The organism is Pectobacterium sp. 1950-15, from assembly GCF_037136835.1.
Lineage (GTDB): Bacteria > Pseudomonadota > Gammaproteobacteria > Enterobacterales > Enterobacteriaceae > Pectobacterium.
The window spans coordinates 89,824-115,809 of sequence record NZ_JBBBQR010000006.1; the positions used below are offsets into that span (position 1 = coordinate 89,824).

At 53.6% G+C, this 25,986-nt stretch carries 24 protein-coding genes; 11 read left to right on the top strand and 13 right to left on the bottom strand.

The window, feature by feature from the left end:
- Nucleotides 1-4,038 (bottom strand): autotransporter assembly complex protein TamB, encoded by a 4,038-nt coding sequence (gene tamB / locus WCT94_RS08915; protein WP_336869154.1) that lies wholly within the window; start codon nt 4,036-4,038, stop codon nt 1-3.
- On the bottom strand, nt 4,035-5,750 hold the full coding sequence (gene tamA / locus WCT94_RS08920) for an autotransporter assembly complex protein TamA (RefSeq protein WP_336869156.1): 1,716 nt from the start codon (nt 5,748-5,750) through the stop codon (nt 4,035-4,037). The genes tamB and tamA overlap by 4 nt, the downstream gene beginning before the upstream one ends.
- A 491-nt stretch (nt 5,751-6,241) precedes the next feature.
- On the opposite strand from tamA, the gene msrA reads away from it, so the two are divergent.
- Nucleotides 6,242-6,880: a peptide-methionine (S)-S-oxide reductase MsrA gene (msrA, locus tag WCT94_RS08925; protein ID WP_336869335.1), complete on the top strand. Its 639-nt coding sequence runs from the start codon at nt 6,242-6,244 to the stop codon at nt 6,878-6,880.
- A gap of 276 nt (nt 6,881-7,156) precedes the next feature.
- On the top strand, nt 7,157-8,482 hold the full coding sequence (locus WCT94_RS08930; protein ID WP_336869336.1) for a hemolysin family protein: 1,326 nt from the start codon (nt 7,157-7,159) through the stop codon (nt 8,480-8,482).
- Between the two features lie 76 nt (nt 8,483-8,558).
- On the opposite strand, the gene WCT94_RS08935 is transcribed toward WCT94_RS08930, so the two are convergent.
- Entirely contained in the window at nt 8,559-8,765 is a 207-nt protein-coding gene (locus tag WCT94_RS08935; protein WP_005974755.1) for a DUF1107 domain-containing protein, read from the bottom strand.
- 349 nt (nt 8,766-9,114) lie between these two features.
- Here WCT94_RS08935 and WCT94_RS08940 point away from each other — a divergent pair, with 349 nt between their 5' ends.
- On the top strand, nt 9,115-9,693 hold the full coding sequence (locus WCT94_RS08940; RefSeq protein ID WP_336869157.1) for a YtfJ family protein: 579 nt from the start codon (nt 9,115-9,117) through the stop codon (nt 9,691-9,693).
- 19 nt (nt 9,694-9,712) lie between these two features.
- On the opposite strand, the gene cysQ is transcribed toward WCT94_RS08940, so the two are convergent.
- On the bottom strand, nt 9,713-10,453 hold the full coding sequence (gene cysQ / locus WCT94_RS08945) for a 3'(2'),5'-bisphosphate nucleotidase CysQ (RefSeq protein ID WP_336869159.1): 741 nt from the start codon (nt 10,451-10,453) through the stop codon (nt 9,713-9,715).
- A 204-nt stretch (nt 10,454-10,657) separates the two neighbouring features.
- On the opposite strand from cysQ, the gene WCT94_RS08950 reads away from it, so the two are divergent.
- On the top strand, nt 10,658-12,610 hold the full coding sequence (locus tag WCT94_RS08950; protein WP_336869160.1) for a bifunctional 2',3'-cyclic-nucleotide 2'-phosphodiesterase/3'-nucleotidase: 1,953 nt from the start codon (nt 10,658-10,660) through the stop codon (nt 12,608-12,610).
- A gap of 49 nt (nt 12,611-12,659) precedes the next feature.
- Here WCT94_RS08950 and WCT94_RS08955 read toward each other — a convergent pair whose 3' ends face one another.
- Nucleotides 12,660-13,043: a winged helix-turn-helix transcriptional regulator gene (locus WCT94_RS08955; RefSeq protein ID WP_015841568.1), complete on the bottom strand. Its 384-nt coding sequence runs from the start codon at nt 13,041-13,043 to the stop codon at nt 12,660-12,662.
- A gap of 255 nt (nt 13,044-13,298) precedes the next feature.
- Here WCT94_RS08955 and WCT94_RS08960 point away from each other — a divergent pair, with 255 nt between their 5' ends.
- The gene (locus WCT94_RS08960; protein WP_336869161.1) at nt 13,299-13,853 is read left to right on the top strand and encodes a flavodoxin family protein; all 555 of its coding nucleotides are present in this window, start codon (nt 13,299-13,301) and stop codon (nt 13,851-13,853) included.
- 68 nt (nt 13,854-13,921) lie between these two features.
- Here the strand turns inward: WCT94_RS08960 and WCT94_RS08965 are convergent, their stop codons facing one another.
- The gene (locus tag WCT94_RS08965) at nt 13,922-14,344 is read right to left on the bottom strand and encodes a DUF2502 domain-containing protein (protein ID WP_336869162.1); all 423 of its coding nucleotides are present in this window, start codon (nt 14,342-14,344) and stop codon (nt 13,922-13,924) included.
- 299 nt (nt 14,345-14,643) lie between these two features.
- Here WCT94_RS08965 and ipdC point away from each other — a divergent pair, with 299 nt between their 5' ends.
- Complete coding sequence (ipdC, locus tag WCT94_RS08970) at nt 14,644-16,311, top strand: indolepyruvate decarboxylase (protein WP_336869163.1); 1,668 nt, start codon at nt 14,644-14,646, stop codon at nt 16,309-16,311.
- Between the two features lie 102 nt (nt 16,312-16,413).
- Complete coding sequence (gene ytfE, locus WCT94_RS08975; protein WP_319849170.1) at nt 16,414-17,079, top strand: iron-sulfur cluster repair protein YtfE; 666 nt, start codon at nt 16,414-16,416, stop codon at nt 17,077-17,079.
- Nucleotides 17,080-17,153: 74 nt separating this feature from the next.
- Here the strand turns inward: ytfE and fklB are convergent, their stop codons facing one another.
- The gene (fklB, locus tag WCT94_RS08980) at nt 17,154-17,774 is read right to left on the bottom strand and encodes an FKBP-type peptidyl-prolyl cis-trans isomerase (RefSeq protein WP_015841573.1); all 621 of its coding nucleotides are present in this window, start codon (nt 17,772-17,774) and stop codon (nt 17,154-17,156) included.
- Between the two features lie 387 nt (nt 17,775-18,161).
- On the opposite strand from fklB, the gene WCT94_RS08985 reads away from it, so the two are divergent.
- Nucleotides 18,162-18,878 (top strand): LysM-like peptidoglycan-binding domain-containing protein, encoded by a 717-nt coding sequence (locus tag WCT94_RS08985; RefSeq protein WP_336869165.1) that lies wholly within the window; start codon nt 18,162-18,164, stop codon nt 18,876-18,878.
- Here WCT94_RS08985 and WCT94_RS08990 read toward each other — a convergent pair.
- From WCT94_RS08990 to yjfP, 6 genes are all read right to left on the bottom strand, one after another.
- Nucleotides 18,875-19,237, bottom strand: a complete 363-nt coding sequence (locus tag WCT94_RS08990) for a DUF488 domain-containing protein (protein ID WP_336869167.1) — start codon at nt 19,235-19,237, stop codon at nt 18,875-18,877. The genes WCT94_RS08985 and WCT94_RS08990 overlap by 4 nt on opposite strands.
- 130 nt (nt 19,238-19,367) lie before the next feature.
- Nucleotides 19,368-19,820, bottom strand: coding sequence for a 50S ribosomal protein L9 (gene rplI, locus WCT94_RS08995; protein WP_010279043.1), 453 nt, complete (start codon nt 19,818-19,820; stop codon nt 19,368-19,370).
- A 41-nt stretch (nt 19,821-19,861) separates the two neighbouring features.
- Nucleotides 19,862-20,089: a 30S ribosomal protein S18 gene (gene rpsR / locus WCT94_RS09000; RefSeq protein WP_005974788.1), complete on the bottom strand. Its 228-nt coding sequence runs from the start codon at nt 20,087-20,089 to the stop codon at nt 19,862-19,864.
- A 4-nt stretch (nt 20,090-20,093) separates the two neighbouring features.
- A complete protein-coding gene (gene priB, locus WCT94_RS09005; protein ID WP_015841576.1) occupies nt 20,094-20,414 on the bottom strand; it encodes a primosomal replication protein N in 321 nt (106 codons plus the stop codon).
- Between the two features lie 5 nt (nt 20,415-20,419).
- The gene (gene rpsF, locus WCT94_RS09010; RefSeq protein WP_005974793.1) at nt 20,420-20,812 is read right to left on the bottom strand and encodes a 30S ribosomal protein S6; all 393 of its coding nucleotides are present in this window, start codon (nt 20,810-20,812) and stop codon (nt 20,420-20,422) included.
- Nucleotides 20,813-20,993: 181 nt separating this feature from the next.
- Entirely contained in the window at nt 20,994-21,746 is a 753-nt protein-coding gene (gene yjfP, locus WCT94_RS09015; protein ID WP_336869168.1) for an esterase, read from the bottom strand.
- Between the two features lie 294 nt (nt 21,747-22,040).
- Between yjfP and WCT94_RS09020 the strand changes: the two genes are divergently transcribed.
- From WCT94_RS09020 to prfH, 3 genes are all read left to right on the top strand, one after another.
- Nucleotides 22,041-23,981 (top strand): methyl-accepting chemotaxis protein, encoded by a 1,941-nt coding sequence (locus WCT94_RS09020; RefSeq protein ID WP_336869170.1) that lies wholly within the window; start codon nt 22,041-22,043, stop codon nt 23,979-23,981.
- Nucleotides 23,982-24,217: 236 nt separating this feature from the next.
- Nucleotides 24,218-25,339, top strand: a complete 1,122-nt coding sequence (locus WCT94_RS09025) for an RNA ligase RtcB family protein (RefSeq protein WP_336869171.1) — start codon at nt 24,218-24,220, stop codon at nt 25,337-25,339.
- A complete protein-coding gene (gene prfH, locus WCT94_RS09030) occupies nt 25,336-25,959 on the top strand; it encodes a peptide chain release factor H (protein ID WP_336869172.1) in 624 nt (207 codons plus the stop codon). Before WCT94_RS09025 ends, prfH begins: the two co-directional genes overlap by 4 nt.
- Nucleotides 25,960-25,986: the final 27 nt, after the last annotated feature.

A 25,986-nucleotide genomic window follows, 5' to 3' on the forward strand; every position in this document is an offset into this window, starting at 1 on the left:
CTAAAACTCAAACTGATAGAGCACATCTAATGCCTGGCCAATTCCAGACACCGCTTCCAAGTATAGCTTTGGCATCAGGCGGTAACGCAGCGTTAACGTTGCCAAAGAATCGAATATGCCAACACCATATTTCACTTGCAGACCCGGAAGGACGTAGCCGCTGACGACAACCTGAGAATTATCGCCAACACCCTGTGTATCCAGAGCTAAATTACTTACGCCAAAGGCCTCGCCGATTTTACCCACAACTTGACCACTTTGTGCAACCCCTAAACCGACTAACATTGAGGTCATTGCCGAGCTATCGGCTCCACCACTGTCCAAACCCTGTCCGCGCAGCAGATAAGAGAGCGCTTCCTGCTGCGACATTGCCGGATCGGAGAAGACTTCCAGCTTCGGCGTGGCGGCCATGCCGGTGACACGCACGCCAGCGGTGACGTCATTAGCGGTGTTGTCTGGGTTACGAATGGCTTCGATATTCAGGATCGGCTGATCCGGCGGGCCGGAGAACAGAATCAGCCCCTTGCGGACGATCAAATCCTGTCCGTAAGCTTTAAAGCGGCCGGACGGAATATCGATTTGCCCGTTCAGCCCTAATCCGCGCTCGTCCTGAACCATTTTCAGGTCGCCCTGTAAGCGGGCAGCCAGCCCGAACGCATCCAGCCGCACATCATTCCCGACGCGGATCGTCAGATTGCTGTTAATCGGAATGGCCGCACTGGCTTTCTTCAGCGGCTGATGCTGCGCATCCAGCATGACTTCATCCGACGACACCGCCACCGCGCTTTCCGGCATATCTTTAACCACAATACGCGCCCACGGAATACTGACCGAGCCGTTTAACGCAAACAGCTGTGGCGTAGCCTCGAAGACAATATCCGGCGAGACATCCAGCCGCGCCATAGGCGGAATCGTGACCCGCAGCTTCTGGCCTTTCGCCGCAATCCGCGCACGCCAGGCATCAGGTCGCGACCAATCGGCATTCCCGCCGAGATTCAACTGCCCGTTATCCGTTTTCAGGAAACCTTGCAACGTTGACGACATCCCGCTGAAATTCACCGCCAGCCGTCCGTTGGTCAGATCGACCGGCATCCAGTTGCCATCAATATCCAATCGCTCCAGCACCATCTGGCCGAAGATCTGAGGACGGGCGGCATCCCCTGCCAAGCGCAGGTTCGCATTCAGTATCCCCGCCGCTTTCTCTCCTTTACTCAACGCAGGGTTGAGCAAGGCCAGTGAAATAGTGTTGATCGTGACGTTGCCGCCGAGATTGCGCCGTCCCTGTGGATCGGTCACCTGAATATCGCCGCTGAAGCGCCCGTTCTCGCGAATCGCCATCAGCCAGCCAAGCTGCGCCCGCCCGCGATCGATCCCCGCATTCAGCGTAAAGGTATCGAAATCAATCGGCAGCGTGTTGCCCTGCATCTGCTGACGAACGCTCACGCCGTTGCCCACCAGCGACACTTTCGCCTGCGGTAAGCCTTGTCCCGCCTGCCAACTGATATCGGCGCCGCCGGTGAACGTCCCCGCCAGCACGGTATCCGCCGTCAGGAACGGCTTTAACATCGCGAGATCGAAGCGATTCAGTCGAATGCTCGCCTGTCCGCTTGGTCCGGCCTCAATCGCTTTCGGTACGCAGAGCTCTGCGTTTGGGTTACGCCAGCAGTGTGTCCCGATGGTGATCTTCTGCTGCGTATTCAGGTAATCCAGCGCCATATCCTGCGTCAGACGCCATTCACCGACAGGGGTGTCGAAGCGGGTATTGTTCAGCGTGCCGCGCCAGCGCTGTTCCTGGCGATCGAAGCTGCCTGAAAGTGCCAGTTGCCCCGCGACCGGTTCACCCTGCATAGCCAACCGAAGCTGGTGCTGCTTTTCATTGCCGCTGGCATCCAGCGTCAACAGCGCAATATTCAGACCATCCTGCTTCAGCGCTTCGAGACGCACAGCCAGCTTGCCCTGAACCTGCTGTTCGGAACGCACATCGCCTTCTACTCTCACCTGACTAATCGTTATCGCCTGCCAGCGCAGGCCGGAAGCGGTGATATCCGCCAGCATCTGCGGTTCACGCAGATTGCCGCGTAGCTTGAGTGTCCCGATGGCGCGCCCTGCCAGGCCGGGCAACATACCGTCCAGCGACGGCGCATTGATATCTGCATCCAACTGCCATTTGTCGCTCAGGTCACCTTTGACATTCAACTGGTTGCGGCCTAACGCCAGATTCAGCCCTGGTATTGTCCACTGGCCTGCCGCATTGCCACGCAGTTCACCTCTGGCCGTGAGCTTATTCGCTTTCACGTTGCCATCCAGCCGCAGTTCCGGTACCTGCAACTGCCAGCTACCGCCATAGACGCTGCCGCGCGTTGTTATCTTGCCATCTATTTTCGCAGGCCATTCAGGCCACTGTTTCGCGGTGTTAATCCCGTTCAGCAGCAGCTCACTGCGCCAGCTTATCGCTTTGCTCCAGTCGATAAGCGCACTCAGATCGGCATTCCCCTGCAACGCCGCCAGCCGCAAGCGGCTCAGCGTAAACTGCTGCTCGTTGCCTTTGCCATCCAGCAGCAGCGTCGCGGGAGGAATATCCGCACCACTCAGATCGCCGCGCAGCGATAACGCATAGTCGGTCGCTTTACCGTTAAAACGCAGCCTGACGTTGCTAGCCTGATACTGCGTCGCGCCCGTCAGCGGCCAGCGCACGCGCTCGGTTTGCAGCATCAACGCCAACGGCAGCCCGGCTTCTGCCAGTTTAGTTTGCACATCCAACTGAGCGCGCTGCGGCCCCGAGAGGTTCAGCGCCACATTCAGCTGCTCACGCAGGCCACCATCGACCGCCAGTTTCAACGTTTCGCCTTTGAGCGGATCGACATTCAGCACGCCGTTCGCCGTCAGCGAGACGGGCCAGTTATCGCTAAGCGTCGCCTCACCGCGTACATTCAACCCACCCTGCGGCGATCGCACGATCAGTTTGTCCAGTCGCAAATGCTGTTGCTGGGTCGACGCCTGTACGAACAGGTTATTAATCACAATGTCCTGATCGCCCGTCAGCCGCAACTGTTCGCCGTGAATCTCGACAATGTTCAGATCCAACGGCAGCGTGAACTGCGGTAAATCCGGTAATAGCGGTTTAGAGAATAGCTCGCTCAGGCGTTCGCCCAGCGGCTGTTCAGGGACTGTCGGCTTGTCAGCTGCGCTATCCGCTTTTGGCGTCGACGCTGTCGGTATCGGTGTCGTCGTCGTGGCAGCCGCTACCGTATTATTTGCCTCTAGCACTTTATCGATTTGAATAGTTTGCGAGGTGCCTTGCTCCGCCGCATCACGTACGTTCGCCGCCGTTTCCTTGATAACGGAGGCCATTTCCGCCGCCGTCACTTTGCCATCTTCCAATACGTCAACGGGCGTTTTCGGCAAGGCCACCAGCAGTGCGCTGATTTTGGTCGGCAGCAGCGTCAACGCGCGCCCTTCCCACTGCATTCCGGTGCGGAATTCGCCCAAGGAAATCGCCGTGTCATCCACGGTAACCTGGACGCTATTGAGCACGAGTTGACGTAGAGAGATAGGGAAAGGTGCGGAGATTTCCGTGACTGGAGTCGAAGGCGGCGGTGGCTCTTCCGCCACAGGCAGGGCTTTGGTATCTACGATCACATCGACGCGGTTCGCCGAGAGATCGTTAATACACAGCTGGCTTTTGCGCAGACAGCCCAGCGCGAGCGACAGATGAAATTCCTCGCTCTTTACCGTCACGCCCGGCATTTCGTAGCTGACATTTTTCAGCGTTAAATCACGCCAGCCGCCGCTCACACTGGCAATATTCAACCCCGGCACCACGCGTGCTGCAGTATTCAGCAACAGGTGCAAGCCCGGCGTGGTGCCCACCAGCAGCCCTACGCCAACAACGAGCAGCAGTAAAAATGCCACGAGGCCAATACCGACCTTTTTCCACCAGCGCCCTTTTCGTACAAGCGTCGTCGGCACATTATCCTGCGCGACGTTTTCTTCTGTCACCGGATCCTGTGCTTTTTTTTCGTTTTTCTCATCCATCATAATTCAGGTCCCAGTGCGATATAGAACTGAACATCATTCTTCTTCTCTGCATCGCCGATCGGCATGGCAACATCGAGTTTCACCGGGCCAATCGGCGAGGCCCAGCGCACGCCGACACCCGTGCCCGTCTTGAAGTTACTCCGTTTGATGTCATTCACTGCTTCACCTGAATCAACAAAAACCGCGCCCCACCATTTTCCCGTTACGTTGTATTGGTATTCGAGCGAGCCGGTCGCCAGCTTGGACGCACCGGTCAGTTTGCCGTCGCTGTCGCGCGGCGAAATAGATTTGTATTTATATCCACGAATGCTGCGATCGCCACCGGCAAAGAAACGCAGTGAGGGCGGCACGCGGGAGAAATTGTTGGTCTCAATCCAGCCCAGATTACCGCGCGCGACAAAGCGGTGTTTGTCCGCCAGCGTACGAATCCAGACGTTTTGTGCCTGAACCACGGCAAAATCGATATCCGATCCCCAGGTGGTGTCGGAAATGTCGATGGAATAGCGCTGCGTATCGCCCCACACCGGCATCAGGCCGCCGCGCTGGCGGGTTCGGTTAATGCTGACCCCCGGATAAATCAGCATCGTGGTATCCGTCACGCTCGCCTGCGTAAAGTGGTCGAGACTCCAGCGCAGGTTAATCGCCCGTTGCCAGCCGCTGGAGAGATCCCAGTAGCGTGCCACGTTCAGCGTGGTGCCATCGGATTTGGTATCGTTGAGATCTTCGCGTTTGAAGCCGCCTTGCAGCAGGTAATACTGTTCAAGCGGACTCTTCAGCAAGGGGATTTTGTAGCTAAAATCGAGCGATTGCTCCGGTGCGGACACGCTCAGGCTGCTTTCAAGACTGTGGCCCCGCGAATTCACCCAGGGTTTATTCCAGGTCGTTTTAAAACGTGGGCCAACATCCGTGGCATAGCCGACCCCGGTTTCAATGCGGTTACGGGTTCGCGGCGTCACCACGGCTTCCAGCGGCAGCACCTTAGAACTTTTCGACTGGTCAAAATCAGGAGAAACCACGACAGAATTAAACCACCCCGTCGCAGAAAGACGGCGGTTTAACTCACCGAGATCTTCACTGGTGTAAGCGTCGCCTTCATGAAACGGCACCAGATTTTGCAGGTAATCATCGCGGATTTGTGCGCCCTGAAAATGTACGGCGCCAAAGCGATAGCGTTCACCGCTATCAAAATCAATATCCCAAAACGCTTCTCTCTCTTCCCGCATCACGCCGAGCTGACTTTGCTGGAAGCGCGCATCAAAATAGCCTTTGCGTAATGACAAACCATTCAGCCCGCTTTTAAAGCGATCGAAATCGCCGTGGTTCAATACTGAACCGATTTCGGGGCGATCGTCTTTAACCAGTTGCTGGTAATCTTTATCGTCATGCGCGCCGCCGCGCAGGGTGATGTTCACTCCGGCAATTTTTACCGGTTCACCGGGAGTCACGGTTGCAATCAATACGGGTCGCCCGCCATTCACAGCAGGCCGAAATTCAAAACCGATCTGTGGATCGTAATAGCCGAGCGCGCGCAACCCCTGACGGATTGCTTCATCAACGCGCGAGCGGAAACGCCCGTCGGCATTCACCTCATCGACCGCAATGGTGGATAAACGTGCCCGCACATTTTTTTGTAGCTGCCCTTCCAGCCCCATGACTTGCAGGCGCACATTCGCCGCCTGGCTCTCCGGTGCCAGCATGAGCAGCGCACACATCAGGCCAAGAAACCGGTACCGTGGCGCACCACAGCCAGCAAAACTGTTTTTTTGTCCTGCTATGCTTTTTTGCCCGGTAACGCTTTTTTTTCCAATGAGACCGTTCTTTGAAGTGAAACGTCTTTTTGCAATGAAAGTAGTCACTGAGCTCCCTGATAAATCGATCTGTCGCCTAAAGCCTTGTCGTCTAAAACCTATAGCATGGCTTTTATCACTTCGCCCACCGCGTTGACGGCCGCCGCTGTACGCTTACCTGACACCCCGTCACGTAGCGCCGAAATCTTCTATCAACCTTGCATTATCTTAGTGATAAATACTAATTTTTCATCTTAAGAATAGATTTTCAACTACAAACATCAATATGCGGCATTACAGATAAACATTACCTTAACATTAAACCCCATTAAGATATAAAGACAGCTCAATGCTTCTTGGTTATGCTTTCCATGAAAGCGGGTTATTTACCCAGTCTAGCTGGAGTTAACAACGTGATGAGTTCGATTGATAAGACGCAGCGGATTACACAATCCGATGCTTTACCGGGACGTTCCACCCCTATGCCGGTAGCCAGGCTGCATGTCGTTCATGAACATTCCATGACGCATGTGCCAGATCAGATGTCCGTTGCTATTTTTGCGATGGGCTGCTTCTGGGGCGCGGAGCGTTTATTCTGGCAACAGCCGGGCATCTACAGCACCGCGGCGGGTTATATTGGTGGTTATACCCCGAATCCAACCTACCGCGAAGTGTGCAGCGGGCAGACCGATCATGCCGAAGCGGTGCGTGTCGTTTTTGATCCTGCGGTTATCAGTTACGATCAACTACTGCAACTGTTCTGGGAGAATCACGACCCTGCGCAGGGTATGCGTCAGGGCGGTGATATCGGCAGCCAGTATCGTTCCGCTATCTATACGCTCACACCCGAGCAAGAACAGGCCGCACAGGAAAGCCTTCAACGCTTTCAGCAGGCAATGAGGGAGAACGGCGATCGCCGCGCCATCAGCACAGAAATCGAGCCTGCGGGCCCATTCTATTATGCGGAAGACGATCATCAGCAATACCTGTATAAGAACCCGAACGGCTACTGTGGATTAGGCGGTATCGGCGTCTGTCTGCCGCCTCCGCGTTGACCACTGGCGGTAAATTCACCGCTCCTGCTATAATGCGCCCGAACCGGGCAGCACGTTGCCCGGTTATATACCTTCAATTATTGCTATTAATTTATACTCTAAATAATTCGAGTTGCGTGAAGGCGGCAAGGGAAGGAATCCCGATGAGCTTACTCAGGTAAGTGATTCGGGTGACTAAGCGCAGCCAACACACAAGCAGCTTGAAGTATGACGAGTATACTCACCTTTCTGAGGATCGCTGCGTCACTCTCGGTGCATGCGAAAACTTTAAAAATGATGTTAAACAGTCTATTGCTGATTCTTTGTCTCATTGCCATCAGTGCGTTTTTCTCGCTGTCCGAGATCTCGCTGGCGGCGTCCCGTAAAATTAAACTCAAGCTGATGGCCGATGAGGGAAACCTCAATGCCGATCTGGTACTCAAGTTTCAGGAAACGCCGGGCATCTTCTTTACCGTGATTCAAATTGGCGTCAACGCCGTCGCGATTCTGGCTGGTATCATCGGCGATGCGGCATTTTCCCCGACGTTTTCCATTCTGTTTGAGCGCTTCATGTCACCCGAAGCCGCAGATAAAGTCAGCTTCATCTGTTCATTCGTACTCGTCACCAGCCTGTTCATCCTGTTTGGCGACCTCACCCCGAAACGCATTGGTATGATTGCGCCGGAAGCCGTCGCGGTCCGCATAATCAACCCCATGCGCTTCTGCCTGTTCCTTTTCCGCCCGCTGGTTTGGATCTTTAACGGACTAGCTAACGTTATTTTCCGCCTGCTCAAGCTGCCGATGGTGCGTAAAGATGACATCACGTCCGATGATATTTATGCCGTGGTGGAAGCTGGTGCGCTGGCTGGCGTGCTGCGTAAGCAGGAGCACGAGCTGATCGAGAACGTGTTTGAACTGGAATCCCGTACTGTGCCGTCTTCGATGACCTCACGCGAAAGCGTGGTCTACTTCGATCTGCGCGAGCAGGAAGATAGCATTAAGGAAAAGATCGCTCAGCAGCCGCACTCCAAGTTTCTGGTTTGCGATGGCACGATTGATCAGATCGTCGGCTACGTGGACTCCAAAGACCTGCTGATTCGGGTGTTGGGAAACCAGAGCCTGACGCTGAGTAGCGGCGTGCAGATTCGTCCTGCGCTGATCGTACCGGATACGCTAACGCTGTCCGAAGCGTTGGAAAGTTTCAAAACGGCGGGTGAAGACTTCGCGGTCATTCTGAATGAATATGCGCTGGTCGTCGGCATCATCACGCTTAACGACGTGATGACCACGCTGATGGGCGATCTCGTCGGTCAGGGAATGGAAGAACAGATTGTAGCACGCGATGAGAATTCCTGGCTGGTTGAAGGCGGCACGCCAATAGAAGACGTCATGCGGGCGCTGAATATTGATGATTTCCCGCACTCTGGTAACTACGAAACCATTGGCGGCTTTATGATGTATACGCTGCGGAAAATCCCGAAGCGTACCGATGCGGTGCGCTTCTCTGGCTATAAGTTTGAAGTGGTCGATATCGACAGCTATAAGATCGATCAGCTGTTGGTAACGCGTCTGGAAGATCGCCCGGTCGTTTCATCCAGCGTGAAGATTGATAGCGACGATTAACCGCCAGAAGACATGCCCAACCAATCAGGTTTCATCACAAACCCAAACGGCCCGCTACGGGCCGTTTCTTTATCATTCATCCCATCTCGGCCTGGAGCCGGATGACCTGGCGATTCACTTCAGACATCACCAGAAGGTGCTGCTTATCCTGTTTCTTTGGCAATAGAATTTTGCCGTAGTCGAACTCAAAAGCACCAACCCCTTTTATGTACAGCCGCCCACGAAACAGGGTTTTCACATACTTGGCGACTTTCAAAGGATTGTAACGTTCGAAGATCCTCATCGTTTTACTCTCCCGTTTTATTTTTCTACGCTCTCCCTTTCGCCAACATGGCTAAGGTTCTGGAGCGCTAATGAGATAACGGATACTGCTAATTAGTGCTGTAAAACGGTATTTAGTTCCCCACTATTCAGTATTCTTAACTGTTTTTACAGATTTTTACAGAATAGTGTTGAAGCAAACCCTTATCCATCAGTATAAACCTTCAAAAATAAGGGTTTTGTGCTCTCGGGCACAAACCGTTTTATTGCAAAACAGGACAGACCAGTTTCCTGAATCTACGCTTATTCCATAGCCTGAGATATTCCATTTAATGACATCGCATCAGGCTCCCCACACAGAAGGAAATACCATGATAAAACTACGCCACCTGCTCCTCGCGCTCTCTATCACGCCTTTGTTGGGGCTTGTCTCGCTCCCTGCCTCGGCCCATACGTTGGCACTCAACCAATTGGTTCCCCCCGTCGGCGTCGCGGACAAAGGAGAACTCCAGTACCAGAATAATCAGTTTAGTTATAAAAACTGGAACAGCGCGCAATTGCCCGGAAAAGTACGGGTGATACAACACATCGCTGGCCGCACCTCCGCCAAAGAGATGAACGATCCACTCATTTCCGCACTGAAGGCCGCTAACCTACCGCACGATTATTACCAAACGACGACAATCGTGAATACCGACGATGCCATCATCGGCACCAGCATGTTTGTGCGCAGTAGCCTTGAGGACAACAAAAAAGCCTTCCCGTGGTCGCAATTTATTGTCGATAGCAACGGCAACGTGCGGAAAACCTGGCAGCTTCAGCCGCAAAGCTCGGCTATCGCCGTGCTGGATAAACAGGGGAAAGTCCGTTTCGTGAAGGATGGCGCGCTGAGCGGACAGGAAGTGCAGCAGGTGATGACCCTGCTGCGTCAGTTGCTCGAAGAGAAATAGGACGAAAACGCTGAGTCAATTAAAATAAAGAGACGCGGAAACCGGGGTTGAGGAAGGATTCACGCGGCGTGTAGGACAGCGGACGCCCTTGCCAATCGTTAACCTGCGCCCCGGCAGCCACTGCTACCGCATGACCCGCCGCCGTATCCCAAATGTTGGTCGGCCCGAAGCGTGGGTAAAGCTGCGCTTCGCCTTCCGCCACCAGACAAAATTTTAGCGATGACCCAATGGCCACCGTCTGGTGTTCACCCAGTTGGCTAAGATAATCCTTTAATTCCCGATCGGCATGAGAACGACTGACCACCACCAGCGGCGGATGAGCCTGCTTCACCGTCATTTGCCGACGCTGACCGTTCTCTTCTTTCCAGGCTTTGCCGTCCGCCGCAGAATACATCACGCCCGTGACCGGCACATAAACCACGCCCAGCACGGCCTGACCGTTCTCGATCAGCGCAATATTCACCGTAAACTCACCGTTGCGGCTGAGGAACTCTTTGGTGCCGTCCAGCGGATCGACCAGCCAATAGCGCTGCCAGTGCTGGCGGATTTCCCATGCGGGCGGATCTTCTTCTGACAGCAAAGGAATATCGGGGAACGCCACAGCCAGCCCGTCCTTAATGACCCGATGCGCGGCCAGGTCGGCGGCGGTCACTGGCGAATCATCTTTCTTGTGCGCGACATCCACAGGATGTTGCCCTTCGTAAACCTGCATAATGGCAGCACCGGCATCGCGAGCCAGTTGGCAAACAGTTTCTAACATGATCGACCTCGTCGTTATCGGTTACGCGTAACGCAGACTTCATCTCTGTCATTCATTATACATCTGTGAGGCAATCTACGATTATTGCCATTATTGATGTCATCCTCAGTATTTAGAGACGATAATCACTTTAACTTCATCATGATATGAAAGACACCCCCGATCGCCTCACGCGTCGACAATCACCGCACAAGGAGTTACGCAATGAAGCATTCACTGGCACTCAGCCTGCTTGCTACGCTGGTCGCCACGACCGTTCATGCCGCTACCGTTGATCTACGGGTATTGGAAACCACCGATCTGCACAGCAATATGATGGATTTCGATTACTACAAGGATACGCCAACCGATAAATTTGGTCTGGTGCGCACCGCCAGCCTGATTCACGCCGCACGCGAACAGGCCACTAACAGCGTACTGGTAGATAATGGCGATTTGATCCAGGGCAGTCCGCTAGGCGATTACATGGCCGCGAAGGGACTGAAAGCGGGCGACGTGCACCCGGTTTATCAGGCGATGAACACGCTGAATTATTCTGTCGGCAACATCGGTAACCACGAATTCAACTACGGCCTGGACTACCTGTACAAAGCGCTGTCCGGCGCGAAATTCCCTTATGTGAACGCCAACGTGCTGGATGCCGCAACGGGTAAGCCGCTGTTTACGCCTTACCACATTGAGAAGAAATCGGTTAAAGACCGCGACGGCAAAGTGCATAGCCTGCGTATCGGCTATATTGGCTTCGTCCCGCCGCAGGTGATGGTGTGGGATAAAGCCAATCTGACGGGAAAAGTCACCGTGGAAGACATCACGGAAAGCGCCAAAAAATGGGTGCCGGAAATGCGTAAACAAGGAGCCGATCTGGTGATTGTTATCCCTCACTCCGGCCTGTCTGCCGAGCCATATAAAGCGATGGCGGAAAACTCCGTTTACTACCTCAGCCAAATTCCTGGCGTCGACGCGATCATGTTTGGCCATGCTCACGCGGTTTTCCCCAGCAATGACTTTGCAAACATCAAGGGCGCTGACATCAAACAGGGAACGCTCAACGGTGTGCCTGCGGTGATGCCGGGGCAATGGGGTGACCACCTTGGCGTCGTCGATTTTACGTTGAATAACGACAGCGGCACATGGAAGGTGGAAAGTGCGAAAGCAGAAGCCAGACCGATCTATGACAAAGCGCAGAAGAAATCACTGGCGGCGGAAGACGATAAGCTGGTGAAAGTCCTCGCTGACGCGCACAAAGACACACGCGAGTTCGTTAGCAAGCCGATCGGCAAATCCGCAGACAACATGTATAGCTACCTGTCGCTGATTCAGGACGATCCTACCGTGCAGATCGTCAACAATGCTCAGCGCGCCTATGTAGAACACTTTATTCAGGGCGATCCCGATCTGGCCGACCTGCCGGTACTTTCCGCTGCCGCACCGTTTAAAGCCGGTGGACGTAAAAACGATCCGGCCAGCTATGTCGAAGTGGAAAAAGGCCAACTCACCTTCCGTAACGCGGCCGATTTGTACCTTTACCCCAATACGCTGGTGGTGGTGAAAGTTAACGGGCAACAGGTACAGGAGTGGCTGGAATGCTCTGCGGGTCAGTTCAAACAAATCGATCCAAGCAAGCGTGAACCGCAATCCCTGCTTAACTGGGACGGCTTCCGCACGTATAACTTCGACGTGATCGATGGCGTCAACTATCAGATTGATGTGACGCAGCCTGCCCGCTATGACAGCGAGTGCGCATTAATCAACGATAAAGCACACCGTATCAAAGCGCTGACGTTTAACGGCAAACCGATCGATCCTAAAGCGACCTTCCTGATTGCCACCAACAACTACCGCGCCTACGGCGAGAAATTTGCCGGTACGGGTGAGAAGTATGTGGCTTTTGCCTCACCGGATGAAAACCGCTCCGTTCTGGCGGCCTACATCAGCGCAGAAACGCAAAAATCGGGAGAAGTGAAGCCGCAGGCGGATAACAACTGGCACCTGGCGCCTATTATCAGCGATACGCCGCTGGATATCCGTTTTGAAACGTCACCGTCAGAGAAAGCCACGGCGTTTATCAAAGAGAAAGCCCAGTACCCGATGACGTCCGTCGGTAATGATGAAACGGGCTTTGCGGTTTATCGCCTTGACCTACAGCACGCTAAATAAGCGTTATTATCTACAGGTTCCTGCTAGCGCAGGAGCCTGAGTAATGGCCTCATAGCGGTTCAGCCGCACTATTCGCTGACGCATCAAACTTCTGCTGGGATAACAGCACATTATCCATATTCTGTTCTGCCCAGTACGTCAGCTCGGCAATCGGCTTGGCCAGCGTTTTTCCCATTACGGTCGAGGCGTATTCCACCGTCACCGGTATGGTTGGAAAGACCGTGCGTTCGACGAAACCGTCACGTACCAGATTTTTCAGCGTTTGCGACAATACCTTTTGTGAAATCCCTTCCACGTCGCGTTTTAACTGATTAAAGCGCATCGGTCGCTCAACCAGAATGTTCAGAATCAGCAACGTCCATTTATCCGCCACGCGATCCAAAATCATGCGAGTTGGGCAATGCTGCGCATAAACATCATAGCGTTTGTTCATCGTTGAGTTTCCCTATGTACCCTAAATCAGTCGAGTTGCGTGAAGGCGGCCAACGCACAACAGCTTGAAATATGACGGGCATGGTTACCTTGAAGATACCAGCTCACTTAAAAGTGCTTTCTTAACAGAACCATGAGGCTCCGATATAGTCCTTACATTATAAAGTTAGTATCCATTAGAAAGCACGTATCACTCGCAGGGCTACATCACGGCCACGGCGTATCGTTGATAAACACAGAGAAATGAGGATAGGTTATGTCAAAAGCAGTCGTTATTTATCATTCAGGCTATGGTCACACACAGCGTTTGGCAGCCGCCGTCGCCGAAGGCGCTAACGCCGAGCTGATTGCCATCGATGCAGAAGGAAATATCAGCGATGCGGAGTGGGAGAAACTCGCCGCCGCCGACGCGATTATCTTTGGTACACCAACCTACATGGGCGGCCCGACCTGGCAGTTCAAGAAATTTGCGGATGCCAGCTCTAAAGCCTGGTTCTCCCGCTCCTGGAGCAACAAAGTGTTTGGCGGTTTCACTAACAGCGCCAGCCTGAACGGGGACAAACAGGTCACCCTGATTTATCTGCAAACGCTGGCTTCACAGCACGGCGGAATTTGGGTCAGCCTGAACCAACTGCCCTCCAATGCCAAAGCGGCAAAACGCGACGATCTGAATAACCTCGGTGGTTCCGTGGGTCTGCTGGCGCAAACGCCGTCTGACGCCAGCGTAGATGAAGTGGTCGCTGGCGATCTGGCAACCGGTAAGCTGTATGGTCAGCGCATCGCTGACATCGCCGCAAAACTGGCTAACTAGTTAACACGACCTAAGCGCCATTATCCGACGCACAAGCGCCGCCCTTTCGCGGCGCTTTTTTTATCTGACTAGTCGCGGAACGAACCCCGCCCATTGCGGTAGTAACCATTTCCTCGCTCATGCCCGCGCCTGTCCCACTCACCGCGACGCGGACCGCGATCGTCAACATAGCGTGGAGGATCAAAACGGCGATTATCGTAATCGCGTCTCTCACGCTGACTCTCACGCCACCAGCGGGCATCGCGCCAGCGCCAGCCATCCCAATAATAACCGTGTCGATTACGTTCGCCACGGTGGTAACCCCGGTGTTCCTGCCACCAGCGCTCGCTGCGCCAGTCATAGCCATCCCAGTAATTACCACGTCTGTCACGTTCGCCAATATTCAACGTGACGCCGGGCATCAGATCGATGCTGGCACCCTTAGCTTCTGGCGCTGGCATAACCGCAAACATTCCCATAAACAGGGCACTGATGACGAGTGGCTTAAACATAGGGTAACTCCTTGCTCACCGCGACTGCGGCCTGGCAAAGATATACGGGGAATTCCTCTTCGCCACTATCAGATAAATACGCATTTTTCTGACTTTACCGTTCTTAACGTTTCGCTAACGCCAATGCGCGCTATTCATCAGCGCCCTACTAATTCATTAATAAATTTAATGCCAAAAATCCTGATAGACACGAATAAATGCAGAATCACGGATTAACCATAGGGAATAAATATTAGAAATATTCACCTTAGCGCTAATACTTACTCTCAGAACATCCGTCATTCACAGAGGGAACAGCGATGAGCGAAAACTATACGGTGGGCGACTACTTACTGGATCGCCTGACGCAGATTGGTATTCAGCATCTCTTCGGCGTGCCGGGCGACTACAATCTGCATTTTCTCGATCATGTCATCAGGCACCCGGATATCACCTGGGTGGGCTGTGCGAATGAATTAAACGCCGCTTACGCCGCCGATGGCTATGCGCGATGCCGTCCGGCGGCGGCGCTGCTCACCACCTTCGGCGTGGGCGAACTCAGCGCGATTAACGGAATTGCGGGCAGCTACGCGGAATGCCTGCCCGTTATTCACATTGCCGCGGCGCCCAGTCTCACGTCACAGCGCAACGGCGAATTGCTCCACCATACATTAGGCGACGGCGATTTCAGCCACTTTTCCCGCATGGCGGCGGAAGTCACCGCCGCACAGGCCAGCCTCACCGTCGACAACGCCACCACAGAGATCGACAGGGTTATTGGGGAAGCGCTCGCGCAACACAAACCGGTATATTTATTTCTGCCATTGGACGTCGCTGCGTCACCGGTCAGCGCACGACCATACCCGCTTGCCATCCCTGAACCACTCCGTTCGGATGAGTCGCTGCAAGCCTTTATCACCGCGGCCACTGCGATGCTGAGCAAAGCCAATTCGGTCTCATTATTGGCTGACTTTCTGGCTCAGCGTATGGGTGTCGCAGGGCAAATCCAACGCTGGCTCGATAACACACCGCTTCCCCACGCCACTTTGCTGATGGGGAAAGGCACGCTAAACGAACAGCACCACAGCTTTACCGGCACCTACGCGGGTGGCGGCAGTCACGAAGCGATCCGGGCATACATCGAAGACGCAGATGTCATCATCAGCATCGGCGTACGCTATACCGATACGATTACCACCGGCTTCAGCCACCAGATTTCCTACGAAAAAAACATCGATATCCAGCCAACATTGGCTCGCGTCGGCAACCAGGTTTTCCCTTCTGTTCCAATGTCAGATGCTATCGCCGCGTTGGAAAAAATCACCGCGCCGCTCGGGCCCCACTGGGATCATCACACCATTACGCCTCCAGCTTTACCGCCATCCGAGCACAAAAGTGCGCTCAACCAGCGCGAGTTTTGGCAACAAATGCAGCGTTTCCTCCGCCCTGGCGATATTCTCGTGACCGATCAGGGCACGTCGTGTTTTGGGGCCGCGACGCTCCGGCTACCGAGGGACTGCCATTTCATTGTTCAGCCGCTGTGGGGGTCGATAGGCTACTCTCTGCCGGCGGCATTCGGCGCACAAATTGCCGAACCGGAACGGCGCGTGGTGCTGTTAATCGGCGACGGCTCGCTTCAGCTCACCGTGCAGGAGCTTGGCTCTATCATTCGGGATCGCTTGAACATGGTCATTGTGGTGCTGAATAACGAGGGCTACACCGTCGAACGGGCGATTCACGGCCCTGAACAGCGCTACAACGATATCGCCGCCTGGAACTGGACACAGCTTCCCACGGCGCTAGGCGCAGATAAAAACGAGATACTTTGCGAACAGGTGTGCTCACCTGTCGCCCTCGCGCAGGTGCTTGAGCGCGTGAACGCAGAATCTCGCTTGTCGCTTATAGAGGTCGTATTGCCGAGGATGGATATTCCCGCATTATTGCAAACCATCACGCAGTCGCTTGAGACCCGCAATACCGTGCAGTAGCACGGTACACTTTTTACCGCCTACCTCGTAAGCGGTATATTCAACGCCAAAAGATGCATTTAAAATGCAATTTATAAACTGCATTCGTTGAGAGGCATCATCATGGCATACCGCGATCAATCCCTGGGTGAGTTGGCTATCGCTATTCCGCGCGCGACCAAACTCTTTCGTGAACTCAATCTGGACTTCTGCTGCGGCGGAAAGCAAACGCTCAGCCGCGCGGCGGGCAAAAAAGATCTCAATATCGACGAGCTGGAAGCGCAGTTAGAAAAACTGGCCGCGCAGCCTTCTGATGCGCGCGACTGGCGTGAAGCGCCGCTGGCCGACATTATCGCGTACATCATCCCTCGTTTTCACGATCGCCACCGCGAACAACTACCAGAACTGATTCTGATGGCAGAAAAAGTCGAGCGCGTGCATCACGATAAAGCCGATTGCCCGCACGGCCTCGCAAACCAGCTGACCGCCATCTATAACGAGCTGTCTCAGCATATGATGAAAGAAGAACGCATCCTCTTCCCGATGATCGGTCAGGGAATGGGCGCAAATGCTGCCGCACCGATTTCAGTGATGGAGCATGAGCACGATGACGCAGGGCGTGATGTAGAAGTAGTCAAAGAGCTGACCAACGGCGTTGTACCGCCGGAAGGTGCCTGCAACACCTGGCGTGCGCTGTACTCCGGTATCAACGAGTTCATTACCGACCTGATGGAACACATCCATCTGGAAAACAATTTGCTGTTCCCACGCGCGCTGCGCGGTGAGTAATGTCGTTTCAATAAAAAAAGAAAGTCAGTAGAAATAAGAAAGGCGCTCACTGAGCGCCTTTCTTTGTCTGGAGATTACAGAATTTCCAGCAGTTCCACTTCAAAAATCAGCGCGCTGAACGGCGGAATGGAAGCACCCGCGCCACGTTCGCCATACGCCAGATTGTGTGGAATATAGAGTTCCCATTTGGAACCGACTGGCATCAGCGTCAGCGCTTCAATCCAGCCTGGAATCACGCCGCTTACCGGGAATTCAGCAGGTTGGCCGCGCTGAACGGAGCTGTCGAACACGCTGCCATCAATCAGACGACCCGTGTAATGTACACGTACGCGATCCTGACGAGCCGGGATAGCACCTTCACCCTGCGTCAACACGCGGAATTGCAAACCAGATTCCGTGCTGTTCACGCCTTCTTTCTGCGCGTTTTCAGCCAGGAACTGCTGACCTTCTACCGCCAGCACCTGTTGGCGCTCGCGGCGTACCGCATCAGCACGCTCGTGAATTTCACGCAGCGCACGATGAACCACATCCACAGGCACCGCAGGCGCATTACCTTCCAGCGCGTCACGTAAACCAGCAAGCAGAGCTTCTGGGATCAGACCTTCAAGACCTGATTCCTGTAACTGTTGACCAACCTGTAAGCCGATGCCGTAACTTGCCTGCGCTTCGACGCTATCAAAAGAAGGAGTTGTCATGGATGTTCCTTTTAATCTGTAAAAAACTGAAAGCGCAGCATAACAGCGACGGGGATTGGGGTAAAATCCTGTGTGCAGGTAATCACGTTAACCGCACGCCAGCCAAGCCATTCCGGGAAGCTGTCCTATACTGGTAGTTCCGATGTTTCGGGCTTAGCGGTTACCTTAATCATCAACGCGTTAACTGGTCAGCTTATACAGATTATCGGTATACTGGATTGCGTTATCATCCTGATACTGTTTTTATGCCGACGCCGCTTTCCTACTGATGTAGCGTAGTGACTGGCATAACATTGTTAATGACATCGTTTTACATGATGCCGTTTTTATACTGATTATTTTCATATTGAACTGTTTTTATATTAAACCGTAGTAAGAGAGGTCACCATGGGCAGAATTGCGCCCAGGAAGCGGAAAACCACCTGGGATTATCAAACGCTAGTACGCTTCTGCCAGCGAATTATCCAACGGCAGCCCTCACATGCTGTAGCCGTAGAAAACGACGGGGAACGCGAAGATCAGGAAGGCTTGCCTCCTCCAGCTTCCCCGCGTGAGCGCCTTGGTGCCCTGCTGCAAAAAATCTGGCATCTGCCTGACGGTTACCACTGGATGGAACCGTTGCCGTTCCTCCACCGCCGCTGGATTTTAATCGCTATCGCCCTGCTGCTCGTCGTGTTGCTCTGGCCTTACAGCGCGCAACATCAGCAACCTGCCCAGACCATGCCGATCCCTCTTACTCAGGCAGATAATCAGGCTGCGATGCAGGCCGTCATTATTGAAAACCAGCCTTCAATGTCACAGCAGCAGCCTGCGACTACCGAGCCGCCAACGCCGTCATCAGCACCATGGCGTCAGTACGAGATCGCCTCGGGACAAACGCTGGCTCAGCTCTTTCGCGATAACAATCTGCCAGTCAGCGATGTGTTCGCGATGGCACAGGTGGAAGGCAGGGATAAGCCGCTCAGCAATTTACGGGCGGGTCAGGAAGTTAAATTACAGCTGAATGCGCAAGGCATGGTCGCCGAGCTGGAAATCGAAACCACAGCGAACCAGACGATTCGGTTCACCCGCGGTGCAGACGGCGCCTTTACGCGTACTCGCTAACGATCTCGCCGTTCCAATAGAAAATCGCGCAGAACAATAGCATGGTTGTGCTGCGCGTTTTTACTGCCATAAAGCAGCGTGATGGCCTTCTTCCCATCGAGTAACGTCAATAGCCTGTCGCACGCCGTGCCTTGCGCGAGCTCATTACGATAATAATCCACAAATTCCATCCAGCGCTCCGGATCGGCGTGAAACCATTTCCGCAGTTCGCTGCTCGGTGCAATGTCTTTAAACCACTCAACGCCTTCCAGACGCGCTTTACTGATGCCACGCGGCCACAGACGGTCAATAAGAAAAGTGGGAGAAGAGAAAGGCGCGTGCGCGTCATAGACGCGGATAAGGTGAATTAAATCAGACATGCGGCCTCCGGCCTCATTTTTTAGGTATAGGTAATGATAGGCCATTTCCCCATCCCTAAAATGCAAAACGCTGGCACAAGGCCAGCGTTTCACATGTTAACTAAAGTGTTAATTCGACGATAAACGTGAATTACGCTTCAGCAACAACAACTACATTCAGCTCAGCAAATACATCGCTGTGTACCTGGAAGCTGACTTCGTGCTCACCCAGAGTACGCAGAACGCCGTTCGGCAGGCGAACTTCGCTCTTAGCAATGTCAACACCGGCAGCCGTTACCGCATCAGCGATATCGCGAGTACCGATGGAACCGAACAGTTTACCTTCGTCGCCTGCTTTAGACGCGATAGTAACGCTACCCAGTTCTTTGATCTTAGCGGCGCGAGCTTCAGCAGCGGCCAGAACGTCAGCCAGTTTGGCTTCCAGTTCAGCACGGCGTGCTTCGAAGAACTCAACGTTTTTCTTGGTTGCCGGGACAGCTTTGCCCTGTGGAACCAGGAAGTTACGAGCGTAGCCCGCTTTAACGTTTACCTGATCACCCAGGCTGCCCAGGTTTGCTACTTTATCAAGCAGAATAACTTGCATTACTTTATCCTCTCAAAGTCTCGTTAATGGACAGTGGCCGATTACTGATGACGGTCAGTGTACGGCAACAAAGACAAGTAACGCGCACGCTTGATAGCGCGGGCCAGCTGACGCTGGTATTTTGCACGAGTACCGGTGATACGGCTCGGAACAATCTTGCCGCTTTCAGTGATATAGTTTTTCAGCGTAGCGATATCTTTATAATCAATCTCTACAACGCCTTCCGCGGTGAAACGGCAGAATTTGCGACGACGGAAATAACGTGCCATTTGGCTAGTCTCCAGAATCTATCAATTCAATCTGCTCGGCATGTAACACTATCTTGCTCAAGCCATTGCGCCCTTGATGGCAGCTAATGAACCCGTGCACGGTAAGTTGCGTGCCGACCGTTATACTGTGGGTAACTGCTTGTGACGAGAGTCCGCTGACAATCACGGGCATACGACACCATGCTTGCCGACTCAATCCGGCTTCCTCCTGCGTCGAGCGGTGCTCAAGCACAAACTGACAGTGAGGAATACCTGACGGGCTGACTTTACGAATGGGCGTCTTGCACACTGTGCCGGACAACACCAGACGATTCACCGTCACCACAACAATTACTCTTCAGAATCCCCTGCATCCACATCATCGCCAGCTTCAGCGAAATCTTCACGACGCTCACGGCGTTCGTCTTTCGCTTTCACCATTGGAGATGCTTCAGTTACCGCGTGCTTAACGCGCATAACCATGCTGCGGATAACGGCATCGTTAAAGCGGAAGTTTGTTTCCAGCTCATCGATCGCTTCCTGCGGCGCTTCAACGTTCAGCAGAACGTAGTGTGCCTTGTGCAGTTTGTTGATCGGGTAAGCCAGCTGACGGCGGCCCCAGTCTTCCAGACGGTGGATCGTGCCCTGCGCACCAGTGATGGTAGCAGTGTAGCGCTCGATCATGCCCGGAACCTGTTCGCTCTGGTCAGGATGAACCATAAATACGATTTCGTAATGACGCATCGAATTGCTCCTTACGGATTATTCAGCCTCCTGTCTGGGTCAACCGCGGCCCGTGGAGGCAAGGAACGTGTATGTGTGCGGCTGAAAAAATGACGCGTAAGTATAGTGCCCGACATTAAAGAACACAAGGAAGAAACACAGGAGTTTTCTGCGTGGCGGTATTTCAGCGCCAGGGGCAAAATTACAGCGTCCGCCGGAAGAAATCAGCGCCCGCCTGTAGCGCCGTTGGCGTAATGCGATGCGCCACCCCCGGCTCAGTCAGATACGTCAGGTTAGCCAGTTTATCACGCGCCTGTAATGCCTGATAAAGACGAACGCTTTCTGCCGCTGGCACGACGTCATCTGCTTCACCGTGCCATACCAGCAGCGGTCGATTGGACAGCGCGTCCAGACGCGTGCTGACATCATAATCCGCCAGTTTGGTCGCTAATGCCTGCAACACCGCCTGATTTTCCTCACGCTCGGCCGGAACCGGAGGAAACAGCGCCGACGACAGCGTAGAAAAATAGCCGGAGCCCATAAACGCCGCCACCGCAGTAATCCAGGGATAACGCGCCATACAGCCGAGCGCACTCATTCCACCGAGCGACGCACCGCAAACGCCAATCCGTTCCCCGTCGATCAAGCCACGCTGTCGATATTCCGCCACATAGCCGGGGAGTTCTTCAATATTCGTTTGCAGGATGTCCCAGAAATGAGCCAACCGCAGCGATTCATCGCCGTCATAGCGCGCACCGTGCATAGCTGCATCGGTCAGTATCACCCGAAACCCGGCCTGCGCCAGCGCATAGCCAAAATACGAATACACCTCTTTTGATGAAGTGTAACCATGAAAGAAAAAAATCGTCGGTAACGGCTGCTCTCTCCTTCCCGCCGGCACCGCATGAATCGTTTCAATACCGCTACTGAGCTTATCCAATGACATTTCGATCATATTTCCCTCGTTTTCAGTTCTGTCAGCCTATTTTTATGTAGCGAAATCGTATTTAGCAGAAAGGGTGCGTCCTTCTACGATAAACCTACTCACAGCAGTTTTCTTATCCCGTGTCGTCATGAATTCCGTGCTGATTTAAATGGCATATTTATGTAAATAAAAAAATCACATTGATCTAGATCAATAACAGAAATGAATGTTTACACTCCGTGATTAATTTTTTTTCATTTACTGCCGTTAACGCATGTGAAGCAAGACTAAAAAATAACCTTTTTTATTATAAGAGACACACATATGTTGGGACTTTCCTTTAAACACTGGGGTTTGGGTATCAAGTTATCAATTATCGCCTCCCTGAGCGTGGCGATATTGTTCATTGTCTTTACCCTCACTCTTACCCGCTCCGCAGGCAATCAGTTGAAATCTTTGACCCTCAATGACATGCAGAGCCAGGTGAATGGAGTCACCGACATGATTAACATGTACGATACCAGCCTACAAGCCGAGGTCAGCAACTATACGCGTCTGCTGGCCAGCTTTCTGCCGACGCAATTTTCGCTGGATACCGTTAACCGCACGCCTTTCGGCAGCGCCTCTCATCCAACGCTTAAGGCTGGCGATACGGTCTTGAACCTCAACACCGAAGTGCCAGATGACTTTCTGAGCCGAACCCACGCGATCTCAACAATTTTTGTTCGCGATGGAGAAGATTTTACGCGCGTCACCACGTCACTGAAAAAAGAAGACGGATCGCGCGCGATGGGTACCAAGCTCGATCGTGAGAGTCCAGCCTATGCCCTCGTGATGAAAGGTGAAACCTACAGTGGGCTAGCAACGCTGTTCGGCAAACAGTACATCACCCAGTACCAGCCAATACGCGACAATGCCAGCCAGGTTATCGGCATTCTGTTCGTCGGTGTCGACATCACGAAGCAATTTACCGAGATGCAACAAACGATTCTGAACAAGAAAATGGGTGAAACAGGCCATTTCTTTGTGCTTAGTACGAAAAAAGGAAAAGATGCAGGGAACTACCTTTACCACCAAAGCAATGCTAACCAGCGCCCTGACTGGTCGGAAGGCGCGTTAGAGAAAGTGCTGGCAACGGGTAATGGTACGATCGAATACGACAACAACACGATGACCGGCGAAGAAAAAACCCGAATCATGGTGTATCGCAGCATTCCACAGTGGAACTGGATTGTTGCTGGCACAGTGAGTAAAGAAAGCCTCATGGCTGAGATTAATCACACCCGTAACCTGTTTTTAGGTGGCGGTATTATTCTGGTTCTGCTCTTCGCCGCATTCTTTGTCGTGCTGACGCGCAAATGGCTAAGCCAGCCGCTCGTTGAAATCGTCAAAGTAGCGGAACAATTTTCTGCCGGCAACCTGACGGCGACGCTTTCCAGCAATCGTTACGACGAAGTGGGTCGGCTGATTGATGCCATCAACGGAATCGGACAAGGGCTAACAACGATTGTGTCACAGGTCAGAAATGCATCCGAAGAAATCAGTGCAAGCAGCGATGCGCTGGCTGCCGATAGTGAAAACATCAGCGAACAGATTGCCCGCCAAGCCAGTAGCGTCGAAGAGACGTCTGCCAGCATGGAGCAGCTCTCCGCCAGCGTGAAGCAGAACGCCGATAACGTCTCCGCCGCCAAAGATCTGGCAGAACAGAGCGCCGCAGCGGCACGTAGCGGTAGCCAGACCGTCACCGACTCCGTCTCTACGATGAGCGACATCAAGAACTCCTCACAACGCATTGCCGACATCACGACGGTGATCGAATCTATCGCGTTCCAGACCAATATTCTGGCGTTGAACGCGGCGGTTGAAGCCGCTCGCGCGGGTGAGCACGGCAGAGGCTTTGCCGTGGTTGCTGCGGAAGTGCGCGCGCTGGCACAGCGCAGTTCTGCCGCGGTGAAAGAGATCGAAACCCTGATTGATGAGTCGCTGGAGAAAATCGAAGCGGGTTACCATTTCTCAGAAAAAACGCAGGCGGTAATGGACGACTTACGCAACCGCATCCTGCAGGTCAGTACCATCGTGAACGATATCGATATCGCCTCACGCGAGCAGTCTGCCGGGATTGGTCAGGTTAACATCGCGATTGTACAGATTGGTCAGGCAACGCAGGAAAACACCATTCTGGTCAACAACTCGGAAGACACCGCACAGGGTCTGCGCCAGAAAGGCCACCACCTCAGCGAGCTGGTCAGCGTCTTCCGTATTTAACATTCACACAGCGGCCATCGTGTTGCAGGTATTGCACGATGGCCCCCACTTGCGTATTATGCTGGCGTTTTTTCACCCTTCCCCCACACTGACAAAGGAGACGACATCATGACAGCACCAACTCTGATTCTTTGCAGGACATCTCGGGACTAATTCCGCATTCTTTTCCGCTTTGCGTTATCCCCCCAGCTGTAGCCTGCCTTACCCTATTTTTAAATTGATCAGCAGGATGATCTATGGGCAATGCTATTCGCTCTATTTCGGCGCGCGTCAGTGTGATCGCGACGGAAAATACCTGGATTGAAGATAAAGCAATCCAACAGCTTCAAATTACATCACAACTTCCCAATATGGTTCGCGTGGCCGGTATGCCAGATTTGCATCCGGGCCGTGGTTACCCTATTGGCGCCGCCTTTTTTTCACAACAGCGCTTCTATCCAGCGCTGGTCGGAAACGACATCGGCTGCGGCATGGCGCTATGGCGCACAAACCTGAACGCCAACAAAATGTCGCTGGATAAGCTGGAGAAGCGGCTTGGTAATATCGATGGACCGCTGGAAGACGATATCGAAATTCCCCCATCGCTGGCGGATTTCCGCTATTCGTTGGGCACCATCGGCGGCGGCAACCACTTTGCGGAATTGCAGCAACTTGATGAAATCTATCAACCAGATGCGCTGCACGTTCTGCATATTGATCCTAAGCAGTTGCTGTTGCTCGTTCACAGCGGCTCACGCGGATTAGGGCAAACCATACTGGAGGCACACGTGCGGGAATTCGGCCATCAGGGGCTTGAAGCCAACACGCCTGCCGCAGAGGCCTATCTGGAACAGCACCAGTTTGCGCTGGCGTTTGCCACCCACAATCGGCGACTGATCGCGCAGCGGATGCTGGATCGCTGGCATACGGAAGGCGATGCCGTACTGGACGTAAACCACAATCTGGTGACACCGACAACGATTGAAGGCATTTCTGGCTGGCTGCACCGCAAAGGCGCGACACCTGCCGACTGCGGCCCGGTCATCATTCCCGGCTCGCGCGGTGACTACAGCTATATTGTGCAACCCATTCCCCACGCTGACAGCCTGTACTCGCTGGCACATGGCGCGGGCAGAAAGTGGATGCGCACGGAGTGTAAAGATCGACTGTCTTCACGCTACAGCGTCCAGCAACTGGCACGTACCCGCTTCGGCAGCCGCGTGATCTGTCAGGACAGGCAACTGATTTTTCAGGAAGCACCAGAAGCCTACAAACCGATAGACAGCGTGATCGGTGCGATGCAGCAGGCGGGATTGATTACGCTGATTGCTCGCCTGAAGCCGGTTCTCACCTACAAAACACGTGGGGAGGATAAATGATATTACTTCAGCTTTCCGCCGCGCAGGGGCCAGACGAATGCATGCTGGCAACGGCAAAAGCGTTGCAGGCTCTGGTACGGGATGCCGCACGGCAAGGTATCGACTGTGAAATTATCGAAACCGAAGCGGGGAAACGTTCTGGAACGTTACGTTCCGCACTGGTTCTGCTAAACGGTGAGCAGGCGGAACCGCTGACTGCCAGTTGGTGCGGTACACTTCAGTGGACGTGCAATAGCCCCTGGCGCAAGGGTGGTGGACGCAAAAACTGGTTCATCGGCGTCGCACGCTTTCACCAGGAACAGGCGTTTGCCGATAACGAGATTCGCTTTGAAGCCACCAAATCCTCCGGCCCCGGTGGGCAGCATGTGAATAAAACCGAATCTGCCGTCCGCGCAACCCATGTCGCCAGCGGCATCACGGTGAAAGTGCAAAGTGAGCGCAGCCAGCACGCCAACAAGCGTCTGGCCTGTTATCTCATCGCCTATCGTCTGGAAGCGTTACAGCAACAGCAGCACGCCGAACTACGGGCACAGCGGCGTCTGTTCCATCACCAGATAGAACGCGGTAATCCGGTAAAAGTCTTCAAAGGCGAAGATTTCACGCTGGTCACATCGCGCTGACCTCAGTTAACAGCGGGCATCGATTGC

Bases quoted from the DNA above. Each gene is read 5' to 3' on its own strand.
- tamB (WP_336869154.1), bottom strand. From the start codon at position 4,038: ATGATGGATGAGAAAAACGAAAAAAAAGCACAGGATCCGGTGACAGAA.
- tamA (WP_336869156.1), bottom strand. From the start codon at position 5,750: ATGTGTGCGCTGCTCATGCTGGCACCGGAGAGCCAGGCGGCGAATGTG.
- msrA (WP_336869335.1), top strand. From the start codon at position 6,242: ATGAGTTCGATTGATAAGACGCAGCGGATTACACAATCCGATGCTTTA.
- WCT94_RS08930 (WP_336869336.1), top strand. From the start codon at position 7,157: ATGTTAAACAGTCTATTGCTGATTCTTTGTCTCATTGCCATCAGTGCG.
- WCT94_RS08935 (WP_005974755.1), bottom strand. From the start codon at position 8,765: ATGAGGATCTTCGAACGTTACAATCCTTTGAAAGTCGCCAAGTATGTG.
- WCT94_RS08940 (WP_336869157.1), top strand. From the start codon at position 9,115: ATGATAAAACTACGCCACCTGCTCCTCGCGCTCTCTATCACGCCTTTG.
- cysQ (WP_336869159.1), bottom strand. From the start codon at position 10,453: ATGTTAGAAACTGTTTGCCAACTGGCTCGCGATGCCGGTGCTGCCATT.
- WCT94_RS08950 (WP_336869160.1), top strand. From the start codon at position 10,658: ATGAAGCATTCACTGGCACTCAGCCTGCTTGCTACGCTGGTCGCCACG.
- WCT94_RS08955 (WP_015841568.1), bottom strand. From the start codon at position 13,043: ATGAACAAACGCTATGATGTTTATGCGCAGCATTGCCCAACTCGCATG.
- WCT94_RS08960 (WP_336869161.1), top strand. From the start codon at position 13,299: ATGTCAAAAGCAGTCGTTATTTATCATTCAGGCTATGGTCACACACAG.
- WCT94_RS08965 (WP_336869162.1), bottom strand. From the start codon at position 14,344: ATGTTTAAGCCACTCGTCATCAGTGCCCTGTTTATGGGAATGTTTGCG.
- ipdC (WP_336869163.1), top strand. From the start codon at position 14,644: ATGAGCGAAAACTATACGGTGGGCGACTACTTACTGGATCGCCTGACG.
- ytfE (WP_319849170.1), top strand. From the start codon at position 16,414: ATGGCATACCGCGATCAATCCCTGGGTGAGTTGGCTATCGCTATTCCG.
- fklB (WP_015841573.1), bottom strand. From the start codon at position 17,774: ATGACAACTCCTTCTTTTGATAGCGTCGAAGCGCAGGCAAGTTACGGC.
- WCT94_RS08985 (WP_336869165.1), top strand. From the start codon at position 18,162: ATGGGCAGAATTGCGCCCAGGAAGCGGAAAACCACCTGGGATTATCAA.
- WCT94_RS08990 (WP_336869167.1), bottom strand. From the start codon at position 19,237: ATGTCTGATTTAATTCACCTTATCCGCGTCTATGACGCGCACGCGCCT.
- rplI (WP_010279043.1), bottom strand. From the start codon at position 19,820: ATGCAAGTTATTCTGCTTGATAAAGTAGCAAACCTGGGCAGCCTGGGT.
- rpsR (WP_005974788.1), bottom strand. From the start codon at position 20,089: ATGGCACGTTATTTCCGTCGTCGCAAATTCTGCCGTTTCACCGCGGAA.
- rpsF (WP_005974793.1), bottom strand. From the start codon at position 20,812: ATGCGTCATTACGAAATCGTATTTATGGTTCATCCTGACCAGAGCGAA.
- yjfP (WP_336869168.1), bottom strand. From the start codon at position 21,746: ATGATCGAAATGTCATTGGATAAGCTCAGTAGCGGTATTGAAACGATT.
- WCT94_RS09020 (WP_336869170.1), top strand. From the start codon at position 22,041: ATGTTGGGACTTTCCTTTAAACACTGGGGTTTGGGTATCAAGTTATCA.
- WCT94_RS09025 (WP_336869171.1), top strand. From the start codon at position 24,218: ATGGGCAATGCTATTCGCTCTATTTCGGCGCGCGTCAGTGTGATCGCG.
- prfH (WP_336869172.1), top strand. From the start codon at position 25,336: ATGATATTACTTCAGCTTTCCGCCGCGCAGGGGCCAGACGAATGCATG.